Origin of the sequence: Mesorhizobium shangrilense (assembly GCF_040537815.1) — a bacterium.
GTDB lineage: Bacteria > Pseudomonadota > Alphaproteobacteria > Rhizobiales > Rhizobiaceae > Mesorhizobium > Mesorhizobium shangrilense.
On record NZ_JBEWSZ010000001.1, the window covers coordinates 4211031 to 4236605 of the forward strand.

Below are 25575 nucleotides of genomic sequence, written 5' to 3' on the forward strand. Positions count from 1 at the left end.
TGCAGCGCTGTCAAAGCGAAAAGCCGGCGTCACAAAACCAAGCATTGAAAGGGCCCGCACCGGGGATGACCATTTCGGTCCGCCGTGTTACGAGACCGCCGCAACAAATGAAAAGCGCCGGCTCGCCGGCATTCCGTCCAGGGAAATTCCATGTCTCACGCCGCCGCTCCGAAGTCGGCCACCGCCCGCAAATCATCCGCCCTTTCCGGCACGGCACGCGTGCCGGGTGACAAGTCCATCTCGCACCGCTCCTTCATGTTCGGCGGCCTGGCCTCCGGCGAGACCCGTATCACCGGCCTGCTGGAAGGCGAGGATGTGATGCGCACGGGTGCGGCGATGAAGGCGATGGGCGCGCATATAGAAAAGCGCGGCGCCGAGTGGGTGATCCGCGGCACCGGCAACGGCGCGCTGCTGCAGCCGGAAGGCCCGCTCGACTTCGGCAATGCCGGCACCGGCTCGCGGCTGACCATGGGCCTCGTCGGTACCTATGACATGGAAACCACCTTCATCGGCGACGCCTCGCTGTCCGGCCGGCCGATGGGCCGCGTGCTCGAACCCTTGCGCCAGATGGGCGTGCAGGTGCTGAAGGCGACGCCGGGCGACCGCATGCCAATCACATTGCGTGGACCCAAGCATGCGGCACCCATCACCTACCGCGTGCCGATGGCCTCGGCGCAGGTGAAGTCGGCGGTGCTGCTTGCCGGCCTCAACACGCCGGGCATCACCACCGTGATCGAGCCGGTGATGACACGTGACCACACTGAAAAGATGTTGAAGGGGTTTGGCGCCCACCTGTCGGTCGAGACCGACGAGCGCGGCGTGCGTCACATCTTCATCGAGGGCCAGGGCAAGCTCACGGGCCAGACGATCGCGGTGCCCGGCGACCCGTCCTCGGCCGGTTTCCCTCTGGTGGCGGCGCTCATCGTGCCGGGTTCCGACATCACAATCGAAAACGTGCTGATGAACCCGACCCGCACCGGCCTTCTGCTGACGCTGCAGGAGATGGGCGGCAAGATCGACATCCTCAACCCGCGCAATGCCGGTGGCGAGGATGTCGCGGATCTGCGCGTGCGTTACTCCGAGCTCAAGGGCGTCACCGTACCGCCCGAGCGGGCGCCGTCGATGATCGACGAGTATCCGGTGCTGGCCGTCGCCGCCAGCTTCGCCGAAGGCGAAACGCTGATGCAGGGGCTGGAAGAGCTGCGCGTGAAGGAATCCGACCGGCTGTCGGCCGTGGCCGACGGGCTGAAGCTCAACGGCGTCGACTGCACCGAGGGCGAGGCTTCGCTTGCCGTGCGCGGCAAACCCGGCGGCAAGGGGCTGGGTGGTCATCCCAACGGCCAGGACACGACGGTGAAAACGCATCTCGACCACCGCATCGCCATGAGCTTTCTGGTGATGGGGCTGGCTACGGAAAAGCCGGTGACCATCGACGACCAGGCGATGATCGCGACGAGCTTCCCGGAATTCATGGGCCTGATGAAGGCGCTGGGCGCGGAGATCGAGTGACAGTCTTGGCAATCAATAGCGTTGGTAGGTTGGCGGGACAGCCCCCCCCTCTGTCCTGCCGGACATCTCCCCCACGAGGGGGGAGATTGGCAGTTTTGGCGCTTCGCTCAACTCTGCAACGTAGACAAACGGCCAAGGCCGCGATGACGGCCGATCTCCCCCCTCGTGGGGGAGATGTCCGGCAGGACAGAGGGGGGCGCGAAGGATCGCGGCACCTGTCTTTTTCATCGCGCCTTTCGACCGCGGCGGCCAGCCAATGAGCATCCCCTTCACCATCGCCATCGACGGTCCAGCCGGTGCCGGAAAAGGCACGCTGGCCCGCCGGCTGGCCGACCATTACCGGCTGAACCTGCTCGACACCGGCCTCACCTATCGCGCGGTGGCCTACGCACTCATCCAGCACGCGCTGCCGCTCGACAATGTCTCGGCGGCTGAAACCGCGGCCCGCCAGGTCGATCTGGCAAAGCTCGACCGGACGGTGCTGTCGGCGCATGCGGTTGGCGAGGCGGCCTCGAAGGTCGCGGTGTTTCCCTCGGTGCGGCGCATCCTCGTCGAAAAGCAGCGCGACTTCGCCAAGACGCCGCCGGGCGCCGTTCTCGACGGTCGCGACATCGGCACTGTCGTCTGCCCCGATGCCGACATCAAACTCTATGTGACGGCGAGCGCCGAGGTGCGGGCAAGGCGGAGGCTGGCCGAGATCGAAAGCATCGGCGGCACCGCCAACTTCGCCGAGATCCTCGCCGATATCATGCGCCGCGACGAGCGCGACATGGGCCGCGCCGACTCGCCCCTGAAACCGGCTGCAGACGCGCACTTGCTTGATACAAGTGAAATGGCCATCGAGGCGGCGTTTCTGGCGGCCATGGCGATCATCGACCGTGCAATGGCCGGGAGAGACCAGGCCTGAACGGCTGTCACGCCGCGTTGCGGTCCGATCGCGCCGTCGACCGGGCATATCTGCCTGACCTGTTCAGGACGAATACGAAAACCCCAGCGGTGATATAGGCAATCAGGGCGTAAAGCGCCGGCGGCACCGCCATTTCGGCGTTGTTGAGCAGGTATTCACTGAGCGCCAGGGTGATGACGAACGCGGCGTTGTGGATGACGGTTGCCATCGCGATGGCGATTGCCTGCCGCCGTTCGAAACGGAGCAGGAGCGGCACGGCGTAGCCGACGGCCATGCTCGCCAGATTATAGGCAAGGGCGGCAAGGCCTACGATCGGTCCCCAGGTCACGATGAGGTCCCATTGGCCGATGACGGCAAAGAGAACGACCACTGCCAGGAAGAGCATCGCCAGCAGCTTGACGGGGCTCTCCATACGGTCGGCCAGGGCCGGATAGCGGTGCTGGATGGCGATCCCGATCGAGGCCGGAACAAGCGCAAGGGCGAAGAACTGCAGGAATTTCTCGATCTGCAACGGGATGACCTGCCCGGCGCCATAGAAATGCAGCAGCGAAAAATTGGTGATCAACGGAACAGAAACCAGCGCCACCAGCGAGTTGATCGCTGTCAGCGTCAGGCTGAGCGCCGTGTCGCCCTTGGCAAGATGCGTGTAGAGAACCGCTGACGGGCCGCCGGGGCTGGCCGCGAGCAGCATCATGCCGACCGCCATGGCCGGCGGCAGGGCCGAGACGGACACGATGCCAAAGCAGATGGCCGGCAACAGAAGGATTTGAACGACAAGGGCCACCAGAATGGCCTTCGGCCGCGAGACAATTCTTGAAAAATCCTGGAGCTTGAGCGACAGGCCAAGACCCAGCATGATGATGACCAAAGCCACCGGCAGGAATATGTTGAAAGTGGCGCTTGACTGCATGATCCCCCCATTTGTCAGTCCGATTCCCCGAGCCGAATTAGAGCAATTCGAGGAAAAGTGTGAAACGGTTTTGCGTTCGGGATCACGCCAAGGAAAGGAGATGGAGCGGCTTGGCGTTTCCGTGAAAACGATGAACCGCTCCGGAACCGCAAATGCGCGATGGCACAACATCCGGTCGCGGCCAGTCCGCAGTGCGGACGCGCACTTGCTTGATACCAGCGAAATCGCTATAGAAGCCGCGTTTCTCGCAGCCAGCGACGACGTGCTGGCCAGGAGAGACAAGGCCTGATCCGGGTTTTCATGCTGTTTCCGTTGTCGGATACGAAGAAAATACCCATATCGGGCACGAACCGACCTGCCAGCATTCTTCATGCGCCGGAATTGCCGCTTAAGAAGCGGCCCAGGGCTTTTGCAGCCCGGAACGCCGGCAGGCCAACGCAACGCTAACCCACGGCGCCGTCCCGCTGAAGATGCGGGGCATTCCAGGAGAAACAATGTCAGCTGCAAATCCCACTCGCGATGATTTCGCGAGCCTGCTCGAAGAATCATTCACCACCGGCCACTCCGGCGAAGGTCAGGTCGTCAAGGGCACGATCACCGCGATCGAAAAGGACATGGCCATCATCGACGTCGGCCTCAAGGTCGAAGGCCGCGTGCCGCTGAAGGAATTCGGCGTCAAGGGCAAGGACACCACCCTCAAGGTCGGTGACACCGTCGAAGTCTATGTCGAGCGCATCGAGAACGCGCTTGGCGAAGCGATGCTTTCCCGTGAGAAGGCCCGCCGCGAAGAGAGCTGGGTCCGTCTCGAAGAGAAGTTCACCAAGGGTGAGCGCGTTGAAGGCGTCATCTTCAACCAGGTCAAGGGCGGCTTTACCGTCGACCTCGACGGCGCCGTGGCCTTCCTGCCGCGCAGCCAGGTCGATATCCGCCCGATCCGCGACGTCTCCCCGCTGATGCACAACCCGCAGCCCTTCGAGATCCTCAAGATGGATCGCCGCCGCGGCAACATCGTGGTGTCGCGCCGCACCGTGCTCGAGGAGAGCCGCGCCGAACAGCGTTCGGAAATCGTGCAGAACCTCGAAGAAGGCCAGGTTGTCGAAGGCGTCGTCAAGAACATCACCGACTACGGTGCGTTCGTCGACCTCGGCGGCATCGACGGCCTGCTGCATGTCACCGACATGGCATGGCGCCGCGTCAACCATCCGACCGAAATCCTCAACATCGGTCAGACGGTCAAGGTGCAGATCATCCGCATCAACCAGGAAACCCACCGCATCTCGCTCGGCATGAAGCAGCTCGAGAGCGATCCGTGGTCCGAGATCGGCACCAAGTTCCCGATCGGCAAGAAGATCAAGGGTACCGTCACCAACATCACCGACTACGGCGCGTTCGTCGAGCTGGAGCCGGGCATCGAGGGTCTCATCCACGTTTCGGAAATGTCGTGGACGAAGAAGAACGTGCATCCCGGCAAGATCCTGTCGACGACGCAGGAAGTCGACGTGGTGGTGCTCGAGGTCGATCCGGCCAAGCGCCGCATCTCGCTCGGTCTCAAGCAGACGCTGGAAAACCCGTGGGAAGCCTTCGCGCGCAACCATCCGGTCGGCAGCCAGGTCGAGGGCGAGGTCAAGAACAAGACCGAGTTCGGCCTGTTCATCGGCCTGGAGGGCGACGTGGACGGCATGGTGCACCTTTCCGACCTCGACTGGACCCGTCCGGGCGAGCAGGTCATCGAAGAGTACAATCGCGGCGACATGGTCAAGGCGCAGGTGCTCGACGTCGACATCGAGAAGGAGCGCATCTCGCTCGGCATCAAGCAGCTGGCCAAGGATACGGTTGGCGAGGCAGCGACCTCGGGCGAACTGCGCAAGAACGCGGTCGTCACCTGTGAAGTCATCGGCGTCAAGGATGGCGGTCTGGAAGTGCGGCTGGTCGACAGCGGCATCGAGACCTTCATCAAGCGCTCCGACTTGAGCCGCGACCGCGACGAGCAGCGCCCCGAGCGCTTCACCGTCGGCCAGAAGGTCGATGCCCGCGTCATCGCCTTCGACAAGAAGACCCGCAAGCTGCAGGTCTCGATCAAGGCGCTGGAAATCGCCGAAGAGAAGGAAGCGGTCGCACAGTACGGCTCGACCGACTCCGGCGCTTCGCTGGGCGATATCCTGGGTGCCGCGCTGAAGAAGCAGGGCAGCTAAGCATCCGCCGCCTGCCGCTTCGCAGCGGCTCGCAACAAAAACCCCGCCGGAGCGATCCGGCGGGGTTTTTCTTTGGCTTATGCCTGAAACCGAAGGCCTGTTCCGATGGCTCAGGCCCGGCCGTAGAGTGGCACCAGCGTGCCGCTCATCATCAGGTTGGCCGGCGAAGCGAGATAGGCGATGGCCTCGGCAGCGGCTTCGAGGCTGACCCATCTGGTGAAATCGGCATCGGGCATGTCGGCGCGATTGGCCGGCGTATCGAGCGTCGAGGGTGCCACGGCATTGACCAGGATGCCCTTGCCCTTCAATTCCTCCGCCATGGCCACTGTCATTGCCGCGACCGCCGCCTTGCTGGCCGCGTAGGCGACCATGCCGGCGCCCCGGCGCGGCTCCAGCGCCGCCCGCGCGGCGACATTAACGATACGGCCCGGCGTCTCCGACGCCAGCATCGAACGCACAGCGGCGCGGCAACACAGGAAGGCGGTGCGCGCATTGGTGTCCATCATCTCGGCAAAGGACGCCGATTCGATCTTCTCTATAGGCGCCATGGCAAAGCCACCGGCCAGATGGATCGAGCCCCACAGGCCTGGAACCTGACTGTAGAATGCCTCGACCTTGGCCGAGTCCGAGAGATCGACATTGTGCGCCAGCTTGACGCGGTCATGCGCGGTGAAAGGAAAATGCGCGGGCGCGGCGGCATGGGCATTGGGCACATGGCAGATCGCGCCCTCGCCCAACAGCTTCCCCACCACCGCACCGCCGAGTGCGCCCGTTCCACCGGTCACGACGATATGCCTGCCTTCAAGTGTTTCCGTCATCCTGGACCGCTCCTGTCATTTTTTTGATTATGTCGCTTGTTATGCCGCGCCGACGCAGAGCGTCGCGCCTTTCGCACGATCACTCAACTGATATCTCGACATGGCAGTTGTTGCGTCTTTGCATGCGTCAAGCGGCCGGCAATAGCGAAGCCGCCAGCCGTGATGCTTGTGCCATGCAAGAGCCAAGCCGGCGAACCTTCCGATGCGGGTTGGAAAATCCACGCCGTCCTGGATGCTCAATCCACCGTGATTTCGATGACGCGCGGCACCCCGGCTGCCCGCGCACGGTTGAGCGCATCCGCCAGACCGCCTGTGTCGGCCAGCCGCTCGGCGTCAATGCCATAGGCTTCGGCCAGCTTGCAGAAATCCGGCGGCGCCGGCGACACGCCAACCGGCTCGACGCCGACATCGAGCATCGAGGTCTCGATCTCGCGGTAGCCGCGATTGTTCCAGACGACAAAGATGACCGGTGCCCGCGCATCGAGTGCCGCGCCCAGCTCCGGCAGCGTGAACTGGAAACCGCCGTCGCCGGTCAGGCAGACGACCGGCGCATCGGGGACCGCAAGGGCAGCGCCCACCGCGGCCGGCGGGCCATAGCCCAACGCGCCAAAACCGGTGGCGGCATTGAACCAGCCGCCCGGCCGGTCATGATCATAGTACAGATTGGCGGCATAGATGGGCTGCGTCGAATCGCCGACGATGATCGATCCCGGCAGCACGTCGCGGATCGTCTCGACCACGCGCACCTGTGCCTGCATGGCCGGACTGATCTCGGCGAAGGCCGCTTGCCGTGCCGCCGCCGCGCGTGACGGACCATCGGCCTCGGTCATGGCGGCGCTGCCGACTTCCGCGAGCAATGCCTCCAGCGCGTCACGGCAATCGGCCTGGATCGAAACCGTTGCCGGGCGGCGCGCGAGCTGGTCGGCGCCGATGTCTATGCGGATCAAATTAGCCGGCAAAACAAAGCCGCCATCGCCGTATCCGTCATAATCGGTCGGACCGAATTCGGTGCCGGCCGCAATGACCAGATCGGCATCGGCCATCAGCGCCCGCACCGCCTTCAGGCTTGGGCTGGCCGGCACACAAAGCGGATGGCCGTGCATGAGACCGCGCGCATTGGCCGTCTGGACAACCGGCGCTCCGAGCCGCTCGGCCAGGCGTTTCAGCGGCCCTTCGGCTTGCTTGGCGCCACCGCCGGCAAGGATGAGTGGACGGCGGGCTGCTGCGATGAGTTTGGCTGCCTGCGCGATTGCCTGGCCATCCGGGTCCGGAGGCGCCGCATTGCTCAACAGGGCGGCGATGCCGTCGGCCGGCTTGACCATGACGTCGGTCGGGATCTCGATGTGCACGGGGCCGGGGCGCGAGGAGGAGAACAGCGCGAAGGCCCGCGCCAGGGCACCGGGCAATTCGCCAGCCTCGGTCACGCGGTACGACGACAGCGCCACCTTCTCCATCATGCCGCGCTGGTCGGGCAGTTCGTGCAGATGACCAAGGCCCCTGCCCAGCGTCGGCATGGCGTTGACGCCGGAGATCACCAGCATCGGCACCGAATCGGCGCGCGCCTGACCCATGGCCGTGATGGTGTTGGTCAGCCCGGGTCCGGTGATGACGAAGGCGACGCCCGGCCGGCCGCTGGCGCGGGCATAGCCGTCGGCCATGAAGCCGGCGCCCTGTTCGTGGCGTGGCGTGACGTGGCGGATCCTCGAGCGCGCCAGCCCGCGATAGAGTTCGACCGTATGGACGCCTGGAATACCGAAGACGGTATCGACGCCATGGGCTTCCAGGAGGGAGATAAGCGCTTCGCCGATTGTCGTCATTGTCTGAGCACCGGGCGTGTGAGGCAGGTGGGGCCGCCTTCGCAGGCGATGCAAAGGGCGTCGGCCTCGAAGGTGGAAACGGTGCAGCCGGCAGCCCGCATGGCTGCCGCCGTCTTCGGGAAACCGGCAACGGCGATCACGTCGAGCGGCGCGGTCGGCAAAACGTTGAGACTAAGGCCGCTGGAGGCATGGAACTCGTCGGCGTCGCCTTCGACCAGCTTGATGCCACGCGCCTTCAGCATCTGGTAGAAGGCCGCCGGCAGCAGGGGCGCATAGACCAGCGCCAGATCGTCGGCGAGCGGGCTGATCACGGACATCAGGTGCAGGCAGGCCTCCTCGCCATGCCAGAGCGGCAGGTCGAAACCAAGGACCTGGATTCCCTTGGGCGAGAGCAGGTTCGAGAGTTGCTGAATGCCGTCCTGGTTGGTGCGCACGCCACGGCCGACGGCCAGCGTGTTCGCGTCCACCCAGACGCAATCGCCGCCCTCGACCTGGCCGGGCGCTTCGACGCGGCCAAGGATGGGCACGCCCATGCTGATATAGGCGGCCTCGTGCAGGCCTGGCTCGTCCCGGCGCAGCGCCTTGCCCATGGAAAGAATGATGGCGCCGTGATCGGTCATCAGCGACGGGTCGTGGGTGAAGACGGAATCGGCAAGCCCGTCATCGGCGTCCGTCAGCCATTCGATCTCGGCGCCGGACCTCGCCACCAATTTCGTCAGTTGCTCATGCTGGGCGGCGGCCTTTTGCGGGTCGAATCCCCTGCCATAGTGCCACTCGGCTGCATTGGCGCGACGCATGGCGCTGGCGGCGGAACGCATCAGCACGCGCTTCAGCGGCCCAGCCATGGACTGCGACCCGTATGTTTTGTCCACTAAGTTCTCCCTGATCCATCCCGCCCGCCAATAACCACTACAGCAAGCCGTGATCAATGGTCCAAAAACCATGGTTGACGGAGGCAAGCAGAACGGTCCATCCTGAGAATGGGAACTCTGTACAGTGACGGGTAATGGGTAAAACATTCCAGCAACGACGAATCCGGTCGCTTCGCGGAGCGCCGAGAAGATGATGGCGCAAGGCGCGGCACCCGTCCTGAAGCACATGGCGCAAGATGGCGCCGCTGAAGCCATCCATGTCGAGAACCTACACAAGAAATTCGGCGAACTGCATGTGCTGAAGGGCGTTTCGCTGTCGGCGCGCGACGGCGAGGTCATCGCCATCATCGGCGGCAGCGGTTCCGGCAAGTCGACGCTGCTGCGCTGCATCAACTGCCTGGAGAATCCGACCAGCGGCATCATCCGCGTCAATGGCGAAGAGATCAAACTGAAGGCCGACAGCCACGGCCATACGATTCCCGCCGACCGCAAGCAGATCGAACGCATCCGCTCCAAGCTCGGCATGGTGTTCCAGAACTTCAACCTATGGAGCCACATGACGCTGATCGAGAACGTCATCGAGGTTCCCGTGCATGTGCTCGGCGTCAAGCGCGACGTGGCCATCACCGAGGCCGAGAAGCTGCTGGCGCGCGTTGGACTTGCCGAAAAGCGCGACGTCTATCCGGCCTATCTGTCGGGCGGCCAGCAGCAGCGCGCCGCGATCGCGCGGGCGCTCGCCATCAATCCGCGCGTCATGTTGTTCGACGAACCGACCTCGGCGCTTGACCCTGAACTGGTCGGCGAGGTGCTGAAGGTGATCGGCGACCTGGCGCGCGAAGGCCGCACCATGGTGCTGGTCACCCACGAGATGAAATTCGCCCGCGAGGTCGCGACCCATGTCATCTACCTCTACAACGGGCTGGTCGAGGAAGAAGGACCGCCGGAACAGATATTCGGCGCACCGAAATCCGAAAGGCTCAAGCAATTCATCCGCAACATCGGCTAGGGGACAGCCGAGGGCGGACGAAAACCGGGAACACCAACCATAACAAACTGGGAGTTGTGAATATGAAGACTGTTCTGAAGATTTTTGCCGCGGGCCTGTTGCTGGGCGTCGCCACGATGGGTGTGGCCAAGGCAGACCCGGTCAAGATCGGCGTCGCCGCGGAGCCCTATCCGCCCTTCACCTCGCCGGACGCCTCCGGCAAATGGGTCGGCTGGGAGATCGACTTCATCAATGCCGTCTGCGCGGAGGAGAAGCTTGACTGCGTCATCACGCCGGTCGCCTGGGACGGCATCATCCCGGCACTGACGACCAAGAAGATCGACGTTATCGCTAGCTCCATGTCGATCACCGACGAGCGCAAGAAGACGATCGACTTCTCAGACAAATATTATAACACCCCAACCGCCATCATCGGGCCCAAGGACAAGAAGTTCGGCGCCACGCCCGACGACCTCAAGGGCAAGGTGGTCGGTGTGCAGGTGTCGACGGTGCATGCTGTCTATGCCAAGAAACATTTCACCGATGCGGCCGAGATCAAGGAATACCAGACCCAGGATGAAGCCAACAACGATCTTGCCGCCGGCCGCCTCGACGCGGTGCAGGCCGATTCGATCGCGCTCGGCGAATTCCTCAAGTCGGACCAGGGCAAGGCCTGTTGCGATCTGAAGGGCATGGTGGCTCCGGACGATGAGGTGCTCGGACCGGGCGTCGGCGCCGGCGTGCGCAAGGAAGACACCGATCTGAAGGGAAAGATCAACGCCGGCATCAAGGCCATCCGCGCCAACGGCAAGTACGATGAGATCTCGAAGAAGTACTTCGATTTCGACATCTATGGCGGCTCGACACAGTCGAACTGATCAGCAAGCACGAGCTTGTGACCGCGCGGTGCGTTGCGCACCGTGCGGTTTCGCCTGAACCTGTTCCACGCACGTTTTCCGCTGACCAGAATGGCCAGCGGCCGACGCCAGCATTTCGGGGGCGACGCTGATCGACGCATTCCTCTCGGCCTCCGCGGCCGGCATCATCGAACTTCTCTCGCCCACGCCGCCAGGCTGGGGCGGAACGCTTTTGCTTGGGTTGCTCCACTCGATCGAAATCGCGGTCGGCGCCACTTGCGTGGGGCTTTTGATCGGCACTGGCGGCGCCTACGGCAAGCTCTATGGCGGGCCGGTGGTGCGCGATCTGCTGGCTGTCTACACCACGATCGTGCGGGCGGTGCCCGAACTGGTGCTGATCCTGCTGCTCTATTATGCCGGAACCGACCTGATCAATCAGGTGCTGACGGCGATGGGCTACCAGCGCATCGATATCAGCGGGCTGGCGGCCGGTATCGCCGTGCTCGGCTTCGTCCAGGGCGCCTACTCGACCGAGGTCATACGCGGCGCCATCCTTGCCATTCCGCAAGGACAGATCGAGGCCGCGCGCGCCTTTGGCATGCCGCCCAGCCTTCTGCTGCGACGAATCACCTTGCCGGCGATGCTGCCCTTCGCCATTCCCGGCCTTGCCAATCTGTGGCTGATCGCCACCAAGGACACCGCCCTGCTCGCGGTTGTCGGCTTCTACGAACTGGCATTGGCAACGCGGCAGGCGGCGGGCGTAACCAAGGCCTATTTCACCTTCTACATGGCGGCGGGGGCGCTCTATCTCGCACTGTCACTGATCTCCAACTTCCTTATCGGCCGTGTCGAGGCCCGGTCCCGGCGCGGCATGCCTTCGGTCAAGGAGGCGCGCTGATGGCCGGCGAAGCGACCATCATCAACGTCGCCGCGCGCACGTCGCTGTGGCTGCAGCCGCATCGCATCGTGCTGATCCTGATCGCGACGGGGCTTGTCCTCTCAGCGGTTTTCTTCATGCGCTGGGACTGGCTGCCGCAATATTACGAGATGGGCCTGATGGGCCTGTGGCGCTCGCTGTGGATCCTGGCCGTCACCTGCATCCTGGGCTTCCTGTTCGCGGTGCCGCTCGGCCTGGCGCAGGCTGCCGGCTCCATCTGGGTCGCCGCACCCGCCAAGGCCTTCTGCACGGTCATCCGGGGAACCCCGCTGCTGATCCAGCTTTGGCTGCTCTACTACGGCCTCGGCTCACTGTTTCCGCAGTACCCGTGGATCCGCGAGTCCTGGATGTGGCCGTATCTGCGGCAGGCATGGCCCTACGGCGTCCTGGCGCTGACCTTGTCCTTCGCCGGCTATGAAGGCGAAGTGATGCGCGGCGCCTTTGCCGGCGTGCCCAGGGGACAGCTGGAAGCCGCCCGCGCCTTCGGCATGAGCCGCTGGAAGATATTCCGCCGCATCTGGCTGCCGCAGGCCATTTACCGGGCCTTGCCGACATTGACCGGCGAAACCGTGCTGCAGTTGAAATCGACGCCGCTGGTGGCGACGATCAGCGTCATCGACATCTTCGCGGTCTCGTCGAAAGTAAGGCAGGACACCTACCTCACCTACGAACCCCTGCTGCTGCTGGCTCTCATCTACATGACGGTCACCGGCATCCTGGTCTTCGCCTTCAGCAGGATCGAGGCACGGATACCCAACAAGGTCGGCTAGGCAGCCATACGGACCTATGCGGCGGCCTGCGGATATGCAGGTCTGCCGTGGACGGACGGCGACTGCTCGCCGCTTTTTTTCTAGTGGCGGACGATTTTCGACAGCAATGCAGGCTCATGTCCTGATACCAAGGATCCGAAGCTCAAACTCGCGATTTCAGGACGGCCATGATGCAACTCAGTCTCGACCAGGCAACTGGATTGTGCCGGATGGCGGCGCTTGGCGCCGGCGCCAATGAAGAGGCCGCGCAATCGCTGGCGGCGTCCATCGTCGCGGCCGAGGCGGAAGGCCTTGCCACGGTCGGCCTGTCGCATTTCATCGATTACCTCGAAGCACTGGAGGCCGGCCGCATCGACGGCAATGCCGATCCGATGATCACAAGGCCGGCACTCGCCGTCTATCTTTCCGACGCGCGCGGCGGCCTGGCGCATACAGGCTTCGACCGCACCATCGACGATCTTGCCAAGGCGGCAAAGCTGTTCGGCGTCGCCATCTTTTCCCAGAAGAACGCCTATACATGCGGCGCACTCGGCTATTTCACCGGGCGCCTGGCCGCGCAGGGGCTGGTGTCGTTTGCAGCCACCAACGGGCCGGCCGTGCTTGCCGGCTCCGGTTCGGTCAAGCCGGTCTATTGCACCAACCCGATGTCCTTTGCCGCCCCCGCCGCCGATGGCGCACCGCTGGTCATCGACCAGTCGTCGAGCGCCACCGCCTTCGTCAACATCCGCAAGGCGGCAGAGGACGGCAAGACGATCCCCGAAGGCTGGGCGCTCGACGCCAGCGGCAATCCGACCACCGATCCGGCCGCGGCCATGAAGGGCGCGATGCTTGCCTTTGGCGGCCAGCGTGGCGCCAACATCGCCTTGATGGTCGAGGTGCTGGCGGCCGGACTGTCGGGCGCCAACTGGTCGCTCGACGCGCCGTGGTTCACCGGCGGTCCGGACAGCCCGGGAACCGGCCTGTTCGTGCTTGCCATCGAGCCCAAGCTGCTCGATCCGGATTTCGAGCAGCGGATGAAGGACCAACTCAACCGGCTGAAGCGACGTTACGGCGTGCATGTCCCAGGCCGCTCGCGCGCAGAGGCAGCGGAGAAGGCGGCGGCACGGGGAATCACGGCTTCCAAGGCGGTGGTGCAGCGCATTTCCGAATTCGCCGCCCGCTATTCTTCTTGACGAAATCCTCGCCTGCGAGACGTTATTTTGTGACCTCGTTGAACCTTTTCACCCCTCGCCGCGACCAATTGCTGTCCGGGTCGGGGTTTGCCCGGTCGGTGTCTCCTGCCGGATGCGTCCAGGGCCGGGGCGGGCGTCTTACGCCACGCTGATACCGTCTCAGGTCAAGCCGTCTCGTTGGACCCTGATTTCGACATGAGCGTCACCCGGAAAACCCCGCTACGGCGGGGTTTTCTGCTTCTGCCCCCTTCACTCAATGAAACATGATTATAATAGTGGACTTTTGTTAACTTGACTTGACGGGAACCATCGGGCGTCTGCAAGGGATGATCCCAAAAACAGGAGCTACGATGTCCGCAACCACCGACGCTTCCCGCGGCAGCCTCATCATTCCAGCACTTGGTCGCCTCTATTCGTCGCTGCATGACGCCAGCGAAACTGTTCTGCGCGTTGTCGCCGGTGCGTTCCTCACCATCCATGGTTCGCAGAAGATCACCAATCCGTTCGGCGCCGCCGACATGGTCGAGGGCCTGGGCTTCTATCCCGGCGCCTTCTGGTCGCTGCTTCTGGCGTCCACCGAATTCTTCGGCGGCATCTTCATCGCCATCGGCCTCTTGACGCGCCCGGCGGCCTTTGCGGGCTTGTTCGTGCTCCTGGTCACGGTCTGGTTCCACTGGGTCACCATGGGCCAGGGCTTTTCGGGTGCCGAAAAATCGCTTGTGTGGGCGGCGATCCTGTTCTTCTTCGTGATCCGTGGCGGCAACCGCCAGTCGGTCGACGCGCGCATCGGCAAGGCATTCTGAAGCACTTTTATCCTGGCGCAATTCCGGACGGAAAACCGCTTAACACTTTTCCTGGAATTGCTTTTATCCTGACGCAACTCCGGACGGAAAACCGCTTAACACTTTTCCTGGAATTGCTCCGGAAACAAGGGCATCGGCGACAACGCGTCCCCTTTGCCTTTGGCACGAAACGGATTATGAAACGGCTTCAGCCAAGGCTTCGCAAGGTCTTGGCCCCAGTTAACATCTGGAAAGTGCGCCGGAGCCAGCCATGACCGAAATCCTGCAGACCCCCAAGCTCATCGTCGTGTTCGGAGGGTCCGGGTTTGTCGGCCGGCACGTGGTGCGGGCGTTGGCCAAGCGCGGCTACCGCATCCGGGTCGCCTGCCGCCGTCCCGATCTCGCCGGCCATCTGCAGCCGCTCGGCAATGTCGGCCAGATCCAGCCTGTGCAGGCCAATGTGCGCATGCGCTGGTCGGTCGACCGCGCGGTGCAGGGCGCCGACCATGTCGTCAACCTGGTGGCCATCCTGCATGAGAGCGGCCGGCAGAAATTCACCTCCGTCCACGAGTTCGGCGCCCGCGCCATCGCCGAAGCGGCGCGTTCCGTGGGCGCTGGCCTCACCCATGTCTCGGCGCTGGGCGCGGATGCGAAGTCGGGATCGGATTATGCGCGCACCAAGGCGCTCGGTGAAAAGGCGGTCCTGGACACGATCAAGGACGCAGTCATTTTCCGGCCCTCGGTCATTTTCGGGCCGGAGGATGAATTCTTCAACCGGTTCGCCAACATGGCGCGCTATTCGCCGGTCCTGCCGCTGATCGGCGGTGGGCAGACCAAGTTCCAGCCGGTCTATGTCGGCGACGTCGCCGAAGCCGTGGCACGCTCGGTCGACGGCAAAGTCGAGGGCGGCCATGTCTACGAGCTTGGCGGACCCAGTGTGCTTAGCTTCAAGGAGTGCATGCAGGAGCTGCTCACCGTGATCGATCGCAAGCGCCCGCTGGTGCCCGTCCCCTGGTGGGTGGCGAACATCCAGGCCTCCATCCTCGGCCTGCTTCCCAACCCGCTGCTGACCAAGGATCAGGTGATGCAGCTGCGCGAGCACAACATTGTCTCGGAGACCGCCGTCAAGGCCAACCGGACATTGCCCAGCCTCGGCATCCAGCCGCAGTCGATCGGAACGATCCTGCCCAGCTATCTCTGGCGCTACCGCCCGGCCGGGCAGTTCCAGCAGCGCAAGCCCGCGGCATAGGCGCCGGCAAGAGGCCAGTCCAGACAGACAGGCTACAAAGCGCGTGGTGTGACCCGCATCGGCAAGCCGCCCTGCGGCTGGGTGGTCAGCTTCTGCACCGGCCATGGCTTGGTCTCGGATGTGGTGTCGAAGCGGAAGCGCGAAAGCATGATCGCCAGCGCGATGATCGCCTCCTGCATGGCGAAGCTCGCGCCAATGCAAACGCGTGGACCGGCACCGAACGGCAGATACTGGAAACGGTCGATCTTCTCGCGATTTCCCGGATGGAAGCGTTCGGGCAGGAAAGCGTCCGGCCTGTCCCACAGCTTCCGGTGGCGATGGACGACCCACGGCATCACCAGCACGGCGGCGTGCTTGGGGATGTAAAGATCCCCCCACATTTCCGGCACGATCGGCTCGCGGTTGATCGACGGCGCCGGCGGGTAGAGCCTCAGCGCCTCGTCGAAGGCGGCGCGCGTGAACGGCATGGCATCGAGCCACTTCGTCGGATCAGGCTCGCGCGCCAGCACCGCGTCGATCTCCTGCTCGACCCTGTCGCGCTCCCACGGGGATTCCGCTAGGCAATACAGCGTCCAGCCGAGCGCGCGCGCCGTCGTCTCGTGGCCGGCGCCGATGAAGGTGATGATGTTGTCCTCGACTTCCGAGCGCGTCAGCCCATCCGGTCCTTCCGCCTTGAGCAGCAGCGTCAGGAAATCCTGCGGCACGCCGTCGGGATCGCGCCTGAACTTCTCTTCGCGCATCTTGACGGTGTCGGTCACGATCTTGCGGAAATAGGCCATGGTCTTGCGGCCGCGAATGCGGGTGAGCCGCGGCAGCCAGTCGGGCGCACGCAACAGGTCGAGCGGATCGACCCGGCCCATGGTCTCGAACAGGCGATCGATCTGGCTGGCGAAACTGCCGGGCTCGCCGGCGATCTCGCCCGAAAACAGCGTCTCGGCCAGGATGTCATAGGTCAGCAGCGTCATGTCGTGGGCGATGTCGGACGTGCCGCCGTCCTCGTAGCGGGTGACGAATTCCCGCGTGCGCTTGAGCATCGGCTGGGCAAAGCCAAAGATGTGGCGCGGCGTGAACACCGGCGCCATTGCCTTGCGCGAGCGCTTCCACACCTCGCCCTCGGCGGTCAGCAGGCCGTCGCGCAGGATCGGCCGCAGTATCTTCTGGCGCACCGTCGCCATCTTGTAGTTCTTGGCGTTGTCGACCAGCACATGGCGGATCAGGCCGGGATCATTGGCGATGACCAGAGGCCCACCCGCGCCCTTGGCGGAAATCCAGGGCTCGTTGTAGGTCTGCTCGCCCCACAGTTCGAGCGGATTGCGGTAGACGATGCGGATCATCTCCAGCGTCGAAGGCGGCGTGGTGCGCGGCTTCGGCGCGGGGGGAATGAAAGGGGCGGGCTGCGTGTCCATGAAATGCTCCGCTGTCGCCTTCAATGTAGTGACTGGCAAGGCAGGCGTCCATGTGACCGAAGGGCAAGGCTCCCGCATCGGGAGGGGCATAACCAGGCGCAATCGCCTCGAAGAAAACGGCTCCCTTGAATGTGACCGGTTACCGGAAGGTGCCTTCTTGTTGGCCGTGGGTGAATGTTTTAGGTGGCGGTCACCAACAGATACCGACAATCAGCAGGAGTTCGCGCCTTGAAGCACCAGTTGAACATCATCATCGGCAGCACGCGCCCTGGCCGCGCCGGGCCGGTATTCGCGCAGTGGCTCGAAACGTTCGCGCGCGAGCACGGAAAATTCGAACCGGTGCTGACCGACATTCACACGTTCAACCTGCCGGTGCTGGACGAGCCGCATCATCCGAGGCTTGGCAACTACCAGCAGGCACACACGAGGGCCTGGTCCAAGGCGATCGACGCCGCCGACGCCTTCGTTTTCGTGGCGCCGGAGTACAATTATTTCGTGGCGCCGGCGATCGTCAACGCCGTCGACTATTTGTCGCGGGAATGGCAGTACAAGCCGGCCGCGATCCTCAGCTATGGCGGGGTTTCCGGTGGTCTGCGCGCGGCGCAATCGATCAAGCCGCTGCTGACCTCGGTGAAGGTGATGCCTATACCCGAAGGCGTGGCGCTGCCAATGTACCAGAAACTGCTCGACGAGGACGGCGCATTCCAGGCGAGCGAACAGGTGCGTGGCGGCGCCACCACCATGCTGGACGAGCTGCTGCGCTGGAGCGAGGCGCTGAAGCCGATGCGTTCGGCCTGAGCGAACCCAGCCGGTTCGCTTCACGCTCGCCTGCTGGGTGCCGAAACAACGGTGTCCACGCTTGCGCCTAATCCACGCGATGGGCTGGCCACAAACGAGGCCAGCCACGGATAGCCGGCGACAGGTCGGCGATCCCTCGGGAAATGCCTGCAAACCTTGGAAAAACCGCCTTTAGCGCCTATATCTAGCGGGTATGAGACGCGCGATTCGGGGCCGATTTTTCGCGCTGCAAAAGCGGCATCAAGACAACAGGTTTTCATGAGCGACCAGACAGACAACGCCAACGGCGCTGAAGCCGAATACGGCGCCGATTCCATCAAGGTTTTGAAGGGGTTGGATGCCGTGCGCAAACGGCCCGGCATGTATATCGGCGATACCGACGATGGTTCGGGCCTGCACCACATGGTCTATGAGGTGGTCGACAACGCCATCGACGAGGCGCTCGCCGGCCATGCGGACCTCGTCACCGTAACGCTCAATCCTGACGGTTCGGTGACGGTCATCGACAATGGGCGCGGCATTCCGACCGATATCCACACCGGCGAAGGCATTTCGGCCGCCGAAGTGATCATGACCCAGCTGCATGCCGGCGGCAAGTTCGACCAGAACTCCTACAAGGTGTCCGGCGGCCTGCATGGCGTCGGCGTGTCGGTGGTCAACGCGCTGTCCGCCTGGCTGAAGCTGAAAATCCGCCGCAATGGCCAGATCTTTGAAATGAGCTTCACCCATGGCAATGCCGACGCGCCGCTGAAGGCGACCGGCAGCTATGAGCAGGACAAGCAGCCGGGCACCTACGAAGGACGCAGCGGCAGCCAAATCACCTTTTTCCCATCCGCCGAAACCTTCACCATGGTGGAGTTCGACTTCGGCACACTGGAGCACCGGCTGCGCGAGCTGGCCTTTCTGAACTCCGGCGTGCGCATCGTATTGACCGATGCCCGCCATGCCGACGTCGTGCGCCATGAGCTGCATTATGACGGAGGGCTCGAGGAGTTCGTCAAATATCTCGACCGGGTCAAGAAACCGCTGATCGACAAGCCGATTGCCATCAAGGCCGAGCGTGACGGCATCACCGTCGAAGTCGCGATGTGGTGGAACGACAGCTACCACGAGAACGTGCTGGCCTTCACCAACAACATCCCGCAGCGCGACGGCGGTACGCATCTGGCCGGCTTCCGCGGCGCGCTGACGCGCCAGATCACCGGCTATGGTGAATCCTCGGGCCTGACCAAGAAGGAAAAGGTCGGGCTGATCGGCGACGATTGCCGCGAGGGGCTGACGGCCGTGCTTTCGGTCAAGGTTCCCGATCCGAAATTCTCCTCGCAGACCAAGGACAAGCTGGTCTCGTCCGAAGTCCGCCCGGTGGTGGAAGGGCTGGTCAACGAAGCGCTCGGCACCTGGCTGGAAGAACACCCGGCCGAGGGCAAGGTGGTCATCGACAAGGTGATCCAGGCCGCGGCGGCGCGCGAGGCCGCGCGCAAGGCGCGCGACATCACCCGCAAGAGTTCGCTTGGCGTCACCTCCCTGCCCGGCAAGCTTGCCGACTGCCAGGAACGCGACCCGGCGAAATCCGAAATCTTCATCGTCGAGGGTGATTCCGCCGGCGGCTCGGCCAAGGGTGGCCGTTCGCGCCAGAACCAGGCGATCCTGCCGCTGCGCGGCAAGATCCTGAATGTCGAACGCGCGCGCTTCGACCGCATGCTCGGCTCCGACATGATCGGCACGCTGATCACGGCGCTCGGCACCTCGATCGGCAAGGACGAGTTCAACGCCGACAAGCTGCGCTACCACAAGATCATCCTGATGACCGACGCCGATGTCGACGGCGCCCACATCCGCACCTTGCTGCTCACCTTCTTCTTCCGGCAGATGCCGGAGCTGATCGAGCGCGGCCATCTCTACATCGCCCAGCCGCCGCTCTACAAAGTGACGCGCGGCAAGAGCTCGCAATACATCAAGGATGAAAGCGCCTTCGAAGAATTCCTGATTGCGTCTGGGCTGGAAGAAGCCTCGCTCACGCTTGGCTCGGGCGAGGTCAGGATCGGCCAGGACCTGCGCAGTGCCATCGACGATGCGCTGGCCGTACGCCAGCTCATCAACGGGCTGCACACGCGCTATAACAGAGGTGTGGTCGAGCAGGCGGCGATCGCCGGCGGACTCAATCCCGATGTCTTCTCCGATCTCGGCCGCGCCAATGCCATGGCCGAGCGTGTCGCCAAGCGGCTGGACATCATCGCCGAGGACACCGAGCGCGGCTGGATTGGCCGCATGTCGACCTCGAACGAGGGGACCGGCGGCTATGTGTTCGAACGCACGGTGCGCAGCGTCAAGGAATACGCGCATCTCGATCTCGGGCTGATCAATTCGGCCGATGCGCGCCAGCTCGACCGCTACGCGCCGCGCCTCAGCGAGGTCTATGACGTGCCGCCAGTGCTGCGCCGCAAGGACGTCTCCGAAACGATCTCGGGACCTTTGGCGCTGCTCAACGCGGTCTTCGCCACCGGCCGCAAGGGCCTGACCATGCAGCGCTACAAGGGCCTTGGCGAGATGAATGCCGAGCAGCTCTGGGAAACCACGCTCGACCCGAATGTGCGCTCGCTGTTGCAGGTCAGGGTCAACGACGCCACCGATGCCGACTCGCTGTTCTCACGGCTGATGGGCGACGAAGTCGAGCCCCGGCGCGAATTCATCCAGGAGAACGCGCTGTCCGTCGCCAATCTGGATATCTGAGACAGCATCATTCTTTGAGACATTGGCGCGCCCGGCGCGCCAATGTCGTTTCTGCCGCAGAAAAATCATTTGAGGACCGGCCGGAACAGAAGGTCATCCAAGACATTGTGACAACATCGATCACAATTTCTCAAAGGAGGCCTTCATGGGACGTGGCATTTTGCTCTGGTTGCTCGGGATTCCGATCCCAATCATCATTCTCATCATGCTGTTCGTACGATAGGGGGATTCTATGCAATCCACCCTATCGGCTGTCGACATTTCTCCCACCACCGAATCCTCTTCAACCGCCGTCAGTTGGGGACCAATCATTGCTGGCGCCTTCGCGGCCTCGACGCTGACTTTCATCCTGATGCTGCTTGGCTCGGGTCTTGGCTTGACCATGGTTTCGCCATGGTCAGGTTCAGGCGCCTCGATCACGACCTTCGCGGTCTCCACCGCGATCTGGCTGGTCATCGTGCAATGGCTGTCGTCCGGCGTCGGTGGCTATCTTGCAGGACGCTTGCGCACCAAATGGGTCGGCGTCCATACCGATGAAGTCTACTTCCGTGACACCGCGCATGGCTTCCTGGCCTGGGCACTGGCAACCCTGCTTGTTGTCGGCGTCCTCGGCTCGGCGCTCTCAGCAGCCCTCGGCTCCGGCGTGCAAGCCGTCTCGACTGTTGCGTCGGGCGCCGCCATGGGTGCGTCGGCGGGAGCGTCTTCGAATGCCAGCGGTGCTTCGGCCGACAATGCGACATCCTATCTGGTGGATTCGCTGTTCCGCCCGGCCGATGCCAGCAGGCTCGCTGCCGCCAATCCGCAGAATGATGCGGCCGCCGCGTCGCAGGCGTCACGCATCCTGATCGCAGGTGCGGCGGCCGGCGAGGTTTCGGCTGATGACAAGACCTATCTGTCACAGCTGGTCGCCGCACGTACCGGCCTCTCGGAAACCGATGCCAAGACCCGGGTCGACGCGATCCTGGCCAAGGTTCAGGACGCCAAGGTCAAGGCCAAGCAGGCCGCGGACACCGCCAGGAAAGGCAGCGCGACCTTTGCCCTGCTCGGCGCGCTGTCTCTGGTCATAGGCGCCTTCATCGCCAGTGCGGCCGCGGCGCTGGGCGGCAGGCAGCGCGACGACGAGGAAGCACTGTTCATCACCAGCCACTGAACTGATTTGTACCCTTGAAATCAAAAAGCCCGGCTGCAAGGCCGGGCTTTTCTCGTTCGTAGACTTGTGCGGCTGGATCGGGATCAGTGATCCATGGCCTTGACGATTTCTTCCGTCATCTTCTTGGCGTCGCCGAGCAGCATCATGGTGCCGTCCTTGTAGAACAGCGTGTTGTCGATGCCGGCGTAGCCGGAGCCGAGCGAACGCTTGACGAACAGGCAGGTGCGCGCTTTGTCGACATCAAGGATCGGCATGCCGTAGATGGGCGAGGACTTGTCGTCGCGGGCCGAGGGGTTGGTGACATCGTTGGCACCGATGACATAGGCGACATCGGCCTGCGCGAACTCGGAGTTTATGTCCTCGAGCTCAAACACCTCGTCATAGGGCACATTGGCTTCGGCGAGCAGCACATTCATATGGCCTGGCATGCGGCCAGCGACCGGATGGATCGCATATTTCACTTCGACGCCATTGGCCTTGAGCTTGTCGGCCAGTTCGCGCAGCGCGTGCTGTGCCTGGGCCACCGCCATGCCGTAGCCCGGCACGATGATGACCTTCTGCGCGTTCATCATCAGGTAGGCGGCGTCATCAGCGGAACCCTGCTTGACCGTGCGCTCGATGTCGTCGTCGACAGCCGCGGCCGTCTCGCCGCCGAAGCCGCCAAGGATGACCGAGATGAAGGAGCGGTTCATGCCCTTGCACATGATGTAGGACAGGATCGCGCCGGACGAACCGACCAGCGCGCCGGTGATGATCAGCGCCAGGTTGCCGAGCGTGAAGCCGAGTGCCGCCGCCGCCCAGCCGGAATAGGAGTTGAGCATCGACACGACGACCGGCATGTCGGCGCCGCCGATCGGGATGATCAGCAGCACGCCGAGCGCCAGCGAGGCGATGACGATCAGCCAGAACACCGCATAGCTCTGCGTGGTGACGAGCAGCACGATCAGCACGATCAGCGCGATACCCAGTGCGGCGTTGATGAAATGGCGGCCGCCGATCATGATCGGCTTGCCGGACATGCGCCCGTCAAGCTTGAGGAAGGCGATGACCGAGCCGGTGAAGGTGATAGCGCCGATGGCGACGCCGAGGCTCATCTCGACCAGCGCCTGGGCATGAATGGCGCCCACTTCGCCAATGCCGAAGCTGGTCGGCGCATAGATGGCGGCAGCCGCCACCATGACGGCGGCAAGGCCGACGAGTGAATGGAAGGCAGCGACCAGTTGCGGCATCGAGGTCATGGCGATGCGCCGCGCGGTGACCGCGCCGACCGAGCCGCCGATGGCCAGGCCAACCACGATCAGGCCGAGACCTCCCAGCGAAGGGGTCGCCAGCGCCAGCGTCGTGGCAATGGCGATGGCCATGCCGATCATGCCGTACATGTTGCCCTGGCGGCTGGTGGTTGGATGCGACAGGCCGCGCAGCGCCATGATGAACAGGACGCCGGAAACCAGATAGAGGAAGGAGGCTAAGTTGGCGTTCACGTCACTTGTCCTTCTTCTTGTACATCGCCAGCATGCGCTGGGTGACGAGGAAGCCGCCGAAGATGTTGACGGACACCAGCATCAGCGCAACGAAGCCGAAGCCGGTGGCAATGCCGGACGCCGAGATGCCGACTGCGAGCAGCGCGCCGACGACGATCACGGAGGAAATGGCGTTGGTGACGGCCATCAGCGGCGTGTGCAGGGCCGGCGTGACCGACCAGACGACATAGTAGCCGACGAAGATCGCCAGGATAAAAATGGCGAAGCGGAAGACGAAGGGATCGATGGCACCGCCCGACAGCGCATGCGCGGCATCACCGGCCGCCTCGGCACCGGGCGCGTTCGCCATATTGTGGACCGCGAGCCTGACGGCGGCACTTGCCTGGTCGAGCTGGTCGAGGGCTTTCTGCAGGGTCTGATCCATCACGCAATCCCCTTGGGCTTGGACGAGGTCGACTTGGGCGCGGCCGATTTGGGCGCGGCAGGTTTCTTTGCCGAGGCCGATTTCTTCGCAGGCTTGGGCGAAGCGTCGGCAACCATCGTCTTGGCCGGGATCGCGGCCGGCTCGACATGCGGCTGCTCCGCCGCCTTGGCAAAGGCGGGGTGCACGACCTTGCCGCCGTCGGTCAGCATCGTTGCCTTGACCAGGTCGTCATCGCGATTGATGGCAAGCGTCTTCGTAGTCTTGTCGACCAGCGTCTCAAGGAAGGCGAACAGGTTCTTGGCGTAAAGCAGCGAGGCGGATGCGGCGACGCGGCCGGGCACATTGAGATGGCCGACGATCTTGACGTTGTTGGCCGTGGTGACCACCTTGCCGGCTTCGGCGCCCTCGACATTGCCGCCGCGCTCGACCGCGAGGTCGACGATCACCGAGCCCGGCTTCATCGAGGCGACCATCACCGCCGAGACCAGCTTCGGCGCGGGACGGCCGGGGATCAGCGCCGTGGTGATGACGATATCCTGCTTGGCGATGTGCTCGGCGGTGAGTGCCGCCTGCTTGGCCTGGTACTCCTTGGACATTTCCTTGGCGTAGCCACCGGCCGTCTCGGCCGCCTTGAACTCATCGTCCTCGACGGCCAGGAATTTGGCGCCGAGCGAGGCGACCTGTTCCTTGGCGGCGGGACGAACGTCGGTGGCGGTGACGACCGCGCCGAGGCGGCGCGCGGTAGCGATCGCCTGCAGGCCGGCAACGCCGACGCCCATGATGAAGACCTTCGCGGCCGGGACCGTGCCCGCCGCCGTCATCATCATCGGCAGCGCCCGGTCATATTCCGAGGCGCCGTCGATCACCGCCTGATAGCCGGCAAGGTTGGCCTGGCTGGACAGCACGTCCATCGATTGCGCCCGGGTGATGCGCGGCATGAACTCCATCGAGAAGGCGGTGACACCGGCCTTGGCGAGAGCCGCGACGGCGGCGTCATTGCCATAGGGATCCATGATGGCGATGACCGCCGCGCCGGATTTGTAGCCCTTGAGCTCGGCATCCGTTGGCCGGCGCACTTTCAGCACCACGTCGGCCTTGGCGACATCGGCGGCCTTGCCGATTGTGGCTCCCGCCTTGGCGAAATCCTCATCGGGAATGCGCGACCTCGTCCCGGCGCCGGTTTCGACAATCACGTCGAAGCCCAGGCCGGTAAATCGCTTCACCGTATCCGGCGAGGCCGCAACGCGCGGTTCGTTCGCATCGAGTTCACGAGGAATGAAAACCGTCTGTCCCACCGCATGATCCTTTCGGTTGGAACCTTGTTGCCGCAAAGCGCCAGCCGGCATTGCGGCAGCGCCCTGGATAGAAAGGCTGGAAAACCTATCGGAGAATAAAGCCGCCGACGGCCAGGATCAGGACGAACAGGATGGTCGCCGAAAAGAAGCCGCCCGCGAAGAAGCCGAAAGCCATTGCTATGAGAAGAGCCGCGCAAAAAAGCGACCCGTATTTGGCCAGCGTGAGGAAGCCCGCATAGGTGCGGTCATGCTCTGCATAGTCCATCTTCGCGCCCAGTTCGACAGGACCGGTCGGCGAGTGATCAGCCATAGGAATACCCCTTCGAAGACATCTTTCAGGCACATAGCGAAAACCCGCGCCAAGGGCAATGGCGCTATTGCCGCATTGCTGCGGAGAAGTGCCTCAAAGGAAAGTTGAAGCCGGCTGCCGGCGCACCGGTCCGGCGATCTTCATTGGCTTTGAACATACAGTGATAATTTCGCGTTTTTCGACGAGGTGGGGCGAGACTATTCT

Annotated in this window: 22 protein-coding genes and 1 pseudogene; 14 read left to right on the plus strand and 9 right to left on the minus strand. The window is 63.6% G+C overall.

The features are described from left to right. The first annotated feature begins 150 nt into the window (after positions 1–150). Together aroA and cmk are read left to right on the plus strand one after the other, a co-directional pair. Positions 151–1509, plus strand: a complete 1359-nt coding sequence (gene aroA, locus ABVQ20_RS20390; protein WP_354461277.1) for a 3-phosphoshikimate 1-carboxyvinyltransferase — start codon at positions 151–153, stop codon at positions 1507–1509. A gap of 256 nt (positions 1510–1765) precedes the next feature. Continuing rightward, the gene (gene cmk / locus ABVQ20_RS20395) at positions 1766–2416 is read left to right on the plus strand and encodes a (d)CMP kinase (RefSeq protein ID WP_354461278.1); all 651 of its coding nucleotides are present in this window, start codon (positions 1766–1768) and stop codon (positions 2414–2416) included. A gap of 7 nt (positions 2417–2423) precedes the next feature. Here cmk and ABVQ20_RS20400 read toward each other — a convergent pair whose 3' ends face one another. Then, positions 2424–3326 (minus strand): bile acid:sodium symporter family protein, encoded by a 903-nt coding sequence (locus ABVQ20_RS20400; RefSeq protein ID WP_354461279.1) that lies wholly within the window; start codon positions 3324–3326, stop codon positions 2424–2426. A 190-nt stretch (positions 3327–3516) separates the two neighbouring features. On the opposite strand from ABVQ20_RS20400, the pseudogene ABVQ20_RS20405 reads away from it, so the two are divergent. Both ABVQ20_RS20405 and rpsA read left to right on the plus strand, forming a co-directional pair. Then, positions 3517–3615, plus strand: a pseudogene (locus tag ABVQ20_RS20405) ((d)CMP kinase); the annotation flags it as partial. A 205-nt stretch (positions 3616–3820) separates the two neighbouring features. Next, positions 3821–5518 (plus strand): 30S ribosomal protein S1, encoded by a 1698-nt coding sequence (gene rpsA / locus ABVQ20_RS20410; RefSeq protein WP_354461280.1) that lies wholly within the window; start codon positions 3821–3823, stop codon positions 5516–5518. Between the two features lie 110 nt (positions 5519–5628). Here the strand turns inward: rpsA and ABVQ20_RS20415 are convergent, their stop codons facing one another. The 3 genes from ABVQ20_RS20415 to ABVQ20_RS20425 all read right to left on the minus strand — a co-directional run bounded on the left by ABVQ20_RS20415 (position 5629) and on the right by ABVQ20_RS20425 (position 8998). After that, the gene (locus ABVQ20_RS20415; protein WP_354461281.1) at positions 5629–6336 is read right to left on the minus strand and encodes an SDR family NAD(P)-dependent oxidoreductase; all 708 of its coding nucleotides are present in this window, start codon (positions 6334–6336) and stop codon (positions 5629–5631) included. Positions 6337–6572: 236 nt separating this feature from the next. Further along, positions 6573–8153, minus strand: coding sequence for a 5-guanidino-2-oxopentanoate decarboxylase (locus tag ABVQ20_RS20420; RefSeq protein WP_354461282.1), 1581 nt, complete (start codon positions 8151–8153; stop codon positions 6573–6575). Next, positions 8150–8998, minus strand: coding sequence for a dimethylarginine dimethylaminohydrolase family protein (locus ABVQ20_RS20425; RefSeq protein WP_354462233.1), 849 nt, complete (start codon positions 8996–8998; stop codon positions 8150–8152). Before ABVQ20_RS20425 ends, ABVQ20_RS20420 begins: the two co-directional genes overlap by 4 nt. Before the next feature lie 217 nt (positions 8999–9215). On the opposite strand from ABVQ20_RS20425, the gene ABVQ20_RS20430 reads away from it, so the two are divergent. The 7 genes from ABVQ20_RS20430 (at position 9216) to ABVQ20_RS20460 (ending at position 15777) form a co-directional block, all read left to right on the plus strand. Continuing rightward, positions 9216–10031 (plus strand): ABC transporter ATP-binding protein, encoded by an 816-nt coding sequence (locus ABVQ20_RS20430; RefSeq protein WP_435528392.1) that lies wholly within the window; start codon positions 9216–9218, stop codon positions 10029–10031. A 62-nt stretch (positions 10032–10093) separates the two neighbouring features. Beyond that, the gene (locus ABVQ20_RS20435) at positions 10094–10888 is read left to right on the plus strand and encodes a transporter substrate-binding domain-containing protein (RefSeq protein ID WP_354461283.1); all 795 of its coding nucleotides are present in this window, start codon (positions 10094–10096) and stop codon (positions 10886–10888) included. A gap of 163 nt (positions 10889–11051) precedes the next feature. Next, positions 11052–11765 (plus strand): ABC transporter permease, encoded by a 714-nt coding sequence (locus ABVQ20_RS20440; protein WP_354462235.1) that lies wholly within the window; start codon positions 11052–11054, stop codon positions 11763–11765. Beyond that, positions 11765–12574, plus strand: a complete 810-nt coding sequence (locus tag ABVQ20_RS20445) for an ABC transporter permease (RefSeq protein ID WP_354461284.1) — start codon at positions 11765–11767, stop codon at positions 12572–12574. The genes ABVQ20_RS20440 and ABVQ20_RS20445 overlap by 1 nt, the downstream gene beginning before the upstream one ends. A gap of 170 nt (positions 12575–12744) precedes the next feature. Continuing rightward, a complete protein-coding gene (locus ABVQ20_RS20450) occupies positions 12745–13746 on the plus strand; it encodes an Ldh family oxidoreductase (protein ID WP_354461285.1) in 1002 nt (333 codons plus the stop codon). 350 nt (positions 13747–14096) lie between these two features. Continuing rightward, positions 14097–14549, plus strand: a complete 453-nt coding sequence (locus tag ABVQ20_RS20455; protein ID WP_354461286.1) for a DoxX family protein — start codon at positions 14097–14099, stop codon at positions 14547–14549. Positions 14550–14799: 250 nt separating this feature from the next. Beyond that, a complete protein-coding gene (locus tag ABVQ20_RS20460) occupies positions 14800–15777 on the plus strand; it encodes a complex I NDUFA9 subunit family protein (RefSeq protein ID WP_354461287.1) in 978 nt (325 codons plus the stop codon). 32 nt (positions 15778–15809) lie between these two features. On the opposite strand, the gene ABVQ20_RS20465 is transcribed toward ABVQ20_RS20460, so the two are convergent. Continuing rightward, positions 15810–17183, minus strand: coding sequence for a cytochrome P450 (locus tag ABVQ20_RS20465; RefSeq protein ID WP_354461288.1), 1374 nt, complete (start codon positions 17181–17183; stop codon positions 15810–15812). A 228-nt stretch (positions 17184–17411) separates the two neighbouring features. Between ABVQ20_RS20465 and ABVQ20_RS20470 the strand changes: the two genes are divergently transcribed. The 3 genes from ABVQ20_RS20470 (at position 17412) to ABVQ20_RS20480 (ending at position 21861) form a co-directional block, all read left to right on the plus strand. Further along, positions 17412–17981, plus strand: coding sequence for an NADPH-dependent FMN reductase (locus tag ABVQ20_RS20470; RefSeq protein ID WP_354461290.1), 570 nt, complete (start codon positions 17412–17414; stop codon positions 17979–17981). 258 nt (positions 17982–18239) lie between these two features. Next, positions 18240–20711, plus strand: coding sequence for a DNA topoisomerase (ATP-hydrolyzing) subunit B (gene gyrB / locus ABVQ20_RS20475; RefSeq protein ID WP_354461291.1), 2472 nt, complete (start codon positions 18240–18242; stop codon positions 20709–20711). A gap of 232 nt (positions 20712–20943) precedes the next feature. Continuing rightward, positions 20944–21861 (plus strand): hypothetical protein, encoded by a 918-nt coding sequence (locus ABVQ20_RS20480; protein WP_354461292.1) that lies wholly within the window; start codon positions 20944–20946, stop codon positions 21859–21861. Between the two features lie 83 nt (positions 21862–21944). On the opposite strand, the gene ABVQ20_RS20485 is transcribed toward ABVQ20_RS20480, so the two are convergent. The 4 genes from ABVQ20_RS20485 to ABVQ20_RS20500 form a co-directional block, all read right to left on the minus strand. Further along, the gene (locus ABVQ20_RS20485; RefSeq protein WP_354461293.1) at positions 21945–23342 is read right to left on the minus strand and encodes an NAD(P)(+) transhydrogenase (Re/Si-specific) subunit beta; all 1398 of its coding nucleotides are present in this window, start codon (positions 23340–23342) and stop codon (positions 21945–21947) included. 1 nt (position 23343) lies between these two features. Beyond that, the gene (locus ABVQ20_RS20490; RefSeq protein WP_435528393.1) at positions 23344–23766 is read right to left on the minus strand and encodes a proton-translocating transhydrogenase family protein; all 423 of its coding nucleotides are present in this window, start codon (positions 23764–23766) and stop codon (positions 23344–23346) included. Further along, positions 23766–25061, minus strand: coding sequence for a Re/Si-specific NAD(P)(+) transhydrogenase subunit alpha (locus ABVQ20_RS20495; RefSeq protein WP_354461295.1), 1296 nt, complete (start codon positions 25059–25061; stop codon positions 23766–23768). The genes ABVQ20_RS20490 and ABVQ20_RS20495 overlap by 1 nt, the downstream gene beginning before the upstream one ends. 85 nt (positions 25062–25146) lie before the next feature. Continuing rightward, a complete protein-coding gene (locus ABVQ20_RS20500) occupies positions 25147–25371 on the minus strand; it encodes an aa3-type cytochrome c oxidase subunit IV (RefSeq protein WP_354461296.1) in 225 nt (74 codons plus the stop codon). Positions 25372–25575: the final 204 nt, after the last annotated feature.

Bases quoted from the DNA above. Each gene is read 5' to 3' on its own strand.
- aroA (WP_354461277.1), top strand. From the start codon at position 151: ATGTCTCACGCCGCCGCTCCGAAGTCGGCCACCGCCCGCAAATCATCC.
- cmk (WP_354461278.1), top strand. From the start codon at position 1,766: ATGAGCATCCCCTTCACCATCGCCATCGACGGTCCAGCCGGTGCCGGA.
- ABVQ20_RS20400 (WP_354461279.1), bottom strand. From the start codon at position 3,326: ATGCAGTCAAGCGCCACTTTCAACATATTCCTGCCGGTGGCTTTGGTC.
- rpsA (WP_354461280.1), top strand. From the start codon at position 3,821: ATGTCAGCTGCAAATCCCACTCGCGATGATTTCGCGAGCCTGCTCGAA.
- ABVQ20_RS20415 (WP_354461281.1), bottom strand. From the start codon at position 6,336: ATGACGGAAACACTTGAAGGCAGGCATATCGTCGTGACCGGTGGAACG.
- ABVQ20_RS20420 (WP_354461282.1), bottom strand. From the start codon at position 8,153: ATGACGACAATCGGCGAAGCGCTTATCTCCCTCCTGGAAGCCCATGGC.
- ABVQ20_RS20425 (WP_354462233.1), bottom strand. From the start codon at position 8,998: ATGGCTGGGCCGCTGAAGCGCGTGCTGATGCGTTCCGCCGCCAGCGCC.
- ABVQ20_RS20430 (WP_435528392.1), top strand. From the start codon at position 9,216: ATGATGGCGCAAGGCGCGGCACCCGTCCTGAAGCACATGGCGCAAGAT.
- ABVQ20_RS20435 (WP_354461283.1), top strand. From the start codon at position 10,094: ATGAAGACTGTTCTGAAGATTTTTGCCGCGGGCCTGTTGCTGGGCGTC.
- ABVQ20_RS20445 (WP_354461284.1), top strand. From the start codon at position 11,765: ATGGCCGGCGAAGCGACCATCATCAACGTCGCCGCGCGCACGTCGCTG.
- ABVQ20_RS20450 (WP_354461285.1), top strand. From the start codon at position 12,745: ATGCAACTCAGTCTCGACCAGGCAACTGGATTGTGCCGGATGGCGGCG.
- ABVQ20_RS20455 (WP_354461286.1), top strand. From the start codon at position 14,097: ATGTCCGCAACCACCGACGCTTCCCGCGGCAGCCTCATCATTCCAGCA.
- ABVQ20_RS20460 (WP_354461287.1), top strand. From the start codon at position 14,800: ATGACCGAAATCCTGCAGACCCCCAAGCTCATCGTCGTGTTCGGAGGG.
- ABVQ20_RS20465 (WP_354461288.1), bottom strand. From the start codon at position 17,183: ATGGACACGCAGCCCGCCCCTTTCATTCCCCCCGCGCCGAAGCCGCGC.
- gyrB (WP_354461291.1), top strand. From the start codon at position 18,240: ATGAGCGACCAGACAGACAACGCCAACGGCGCTGAAGCCGAATACGGC.
- ABVQ20_RS20480 (WP_354461292.1), top strand. From the start codon at position 20,944: ATGCAATCCACCCTATCGGCTGTCGACATTTCTCCCACCACCGAATCC.
- ABVQ20_RS20490 (WP_435528393.1), bottom strand. From the start codon at position 23,766: ATGGATCAGACCCTGCAGAAAGCCCTCGACCAGCTCGACCAGGCAAGT.
- ABVQ20_RS20500 (WP_354461296.1), bottom strand. From the start codon at position 25,371: ATGGCTGATCACTCGCCGACCGGTCCTGTCGAACTGGGCGCGAAGATG.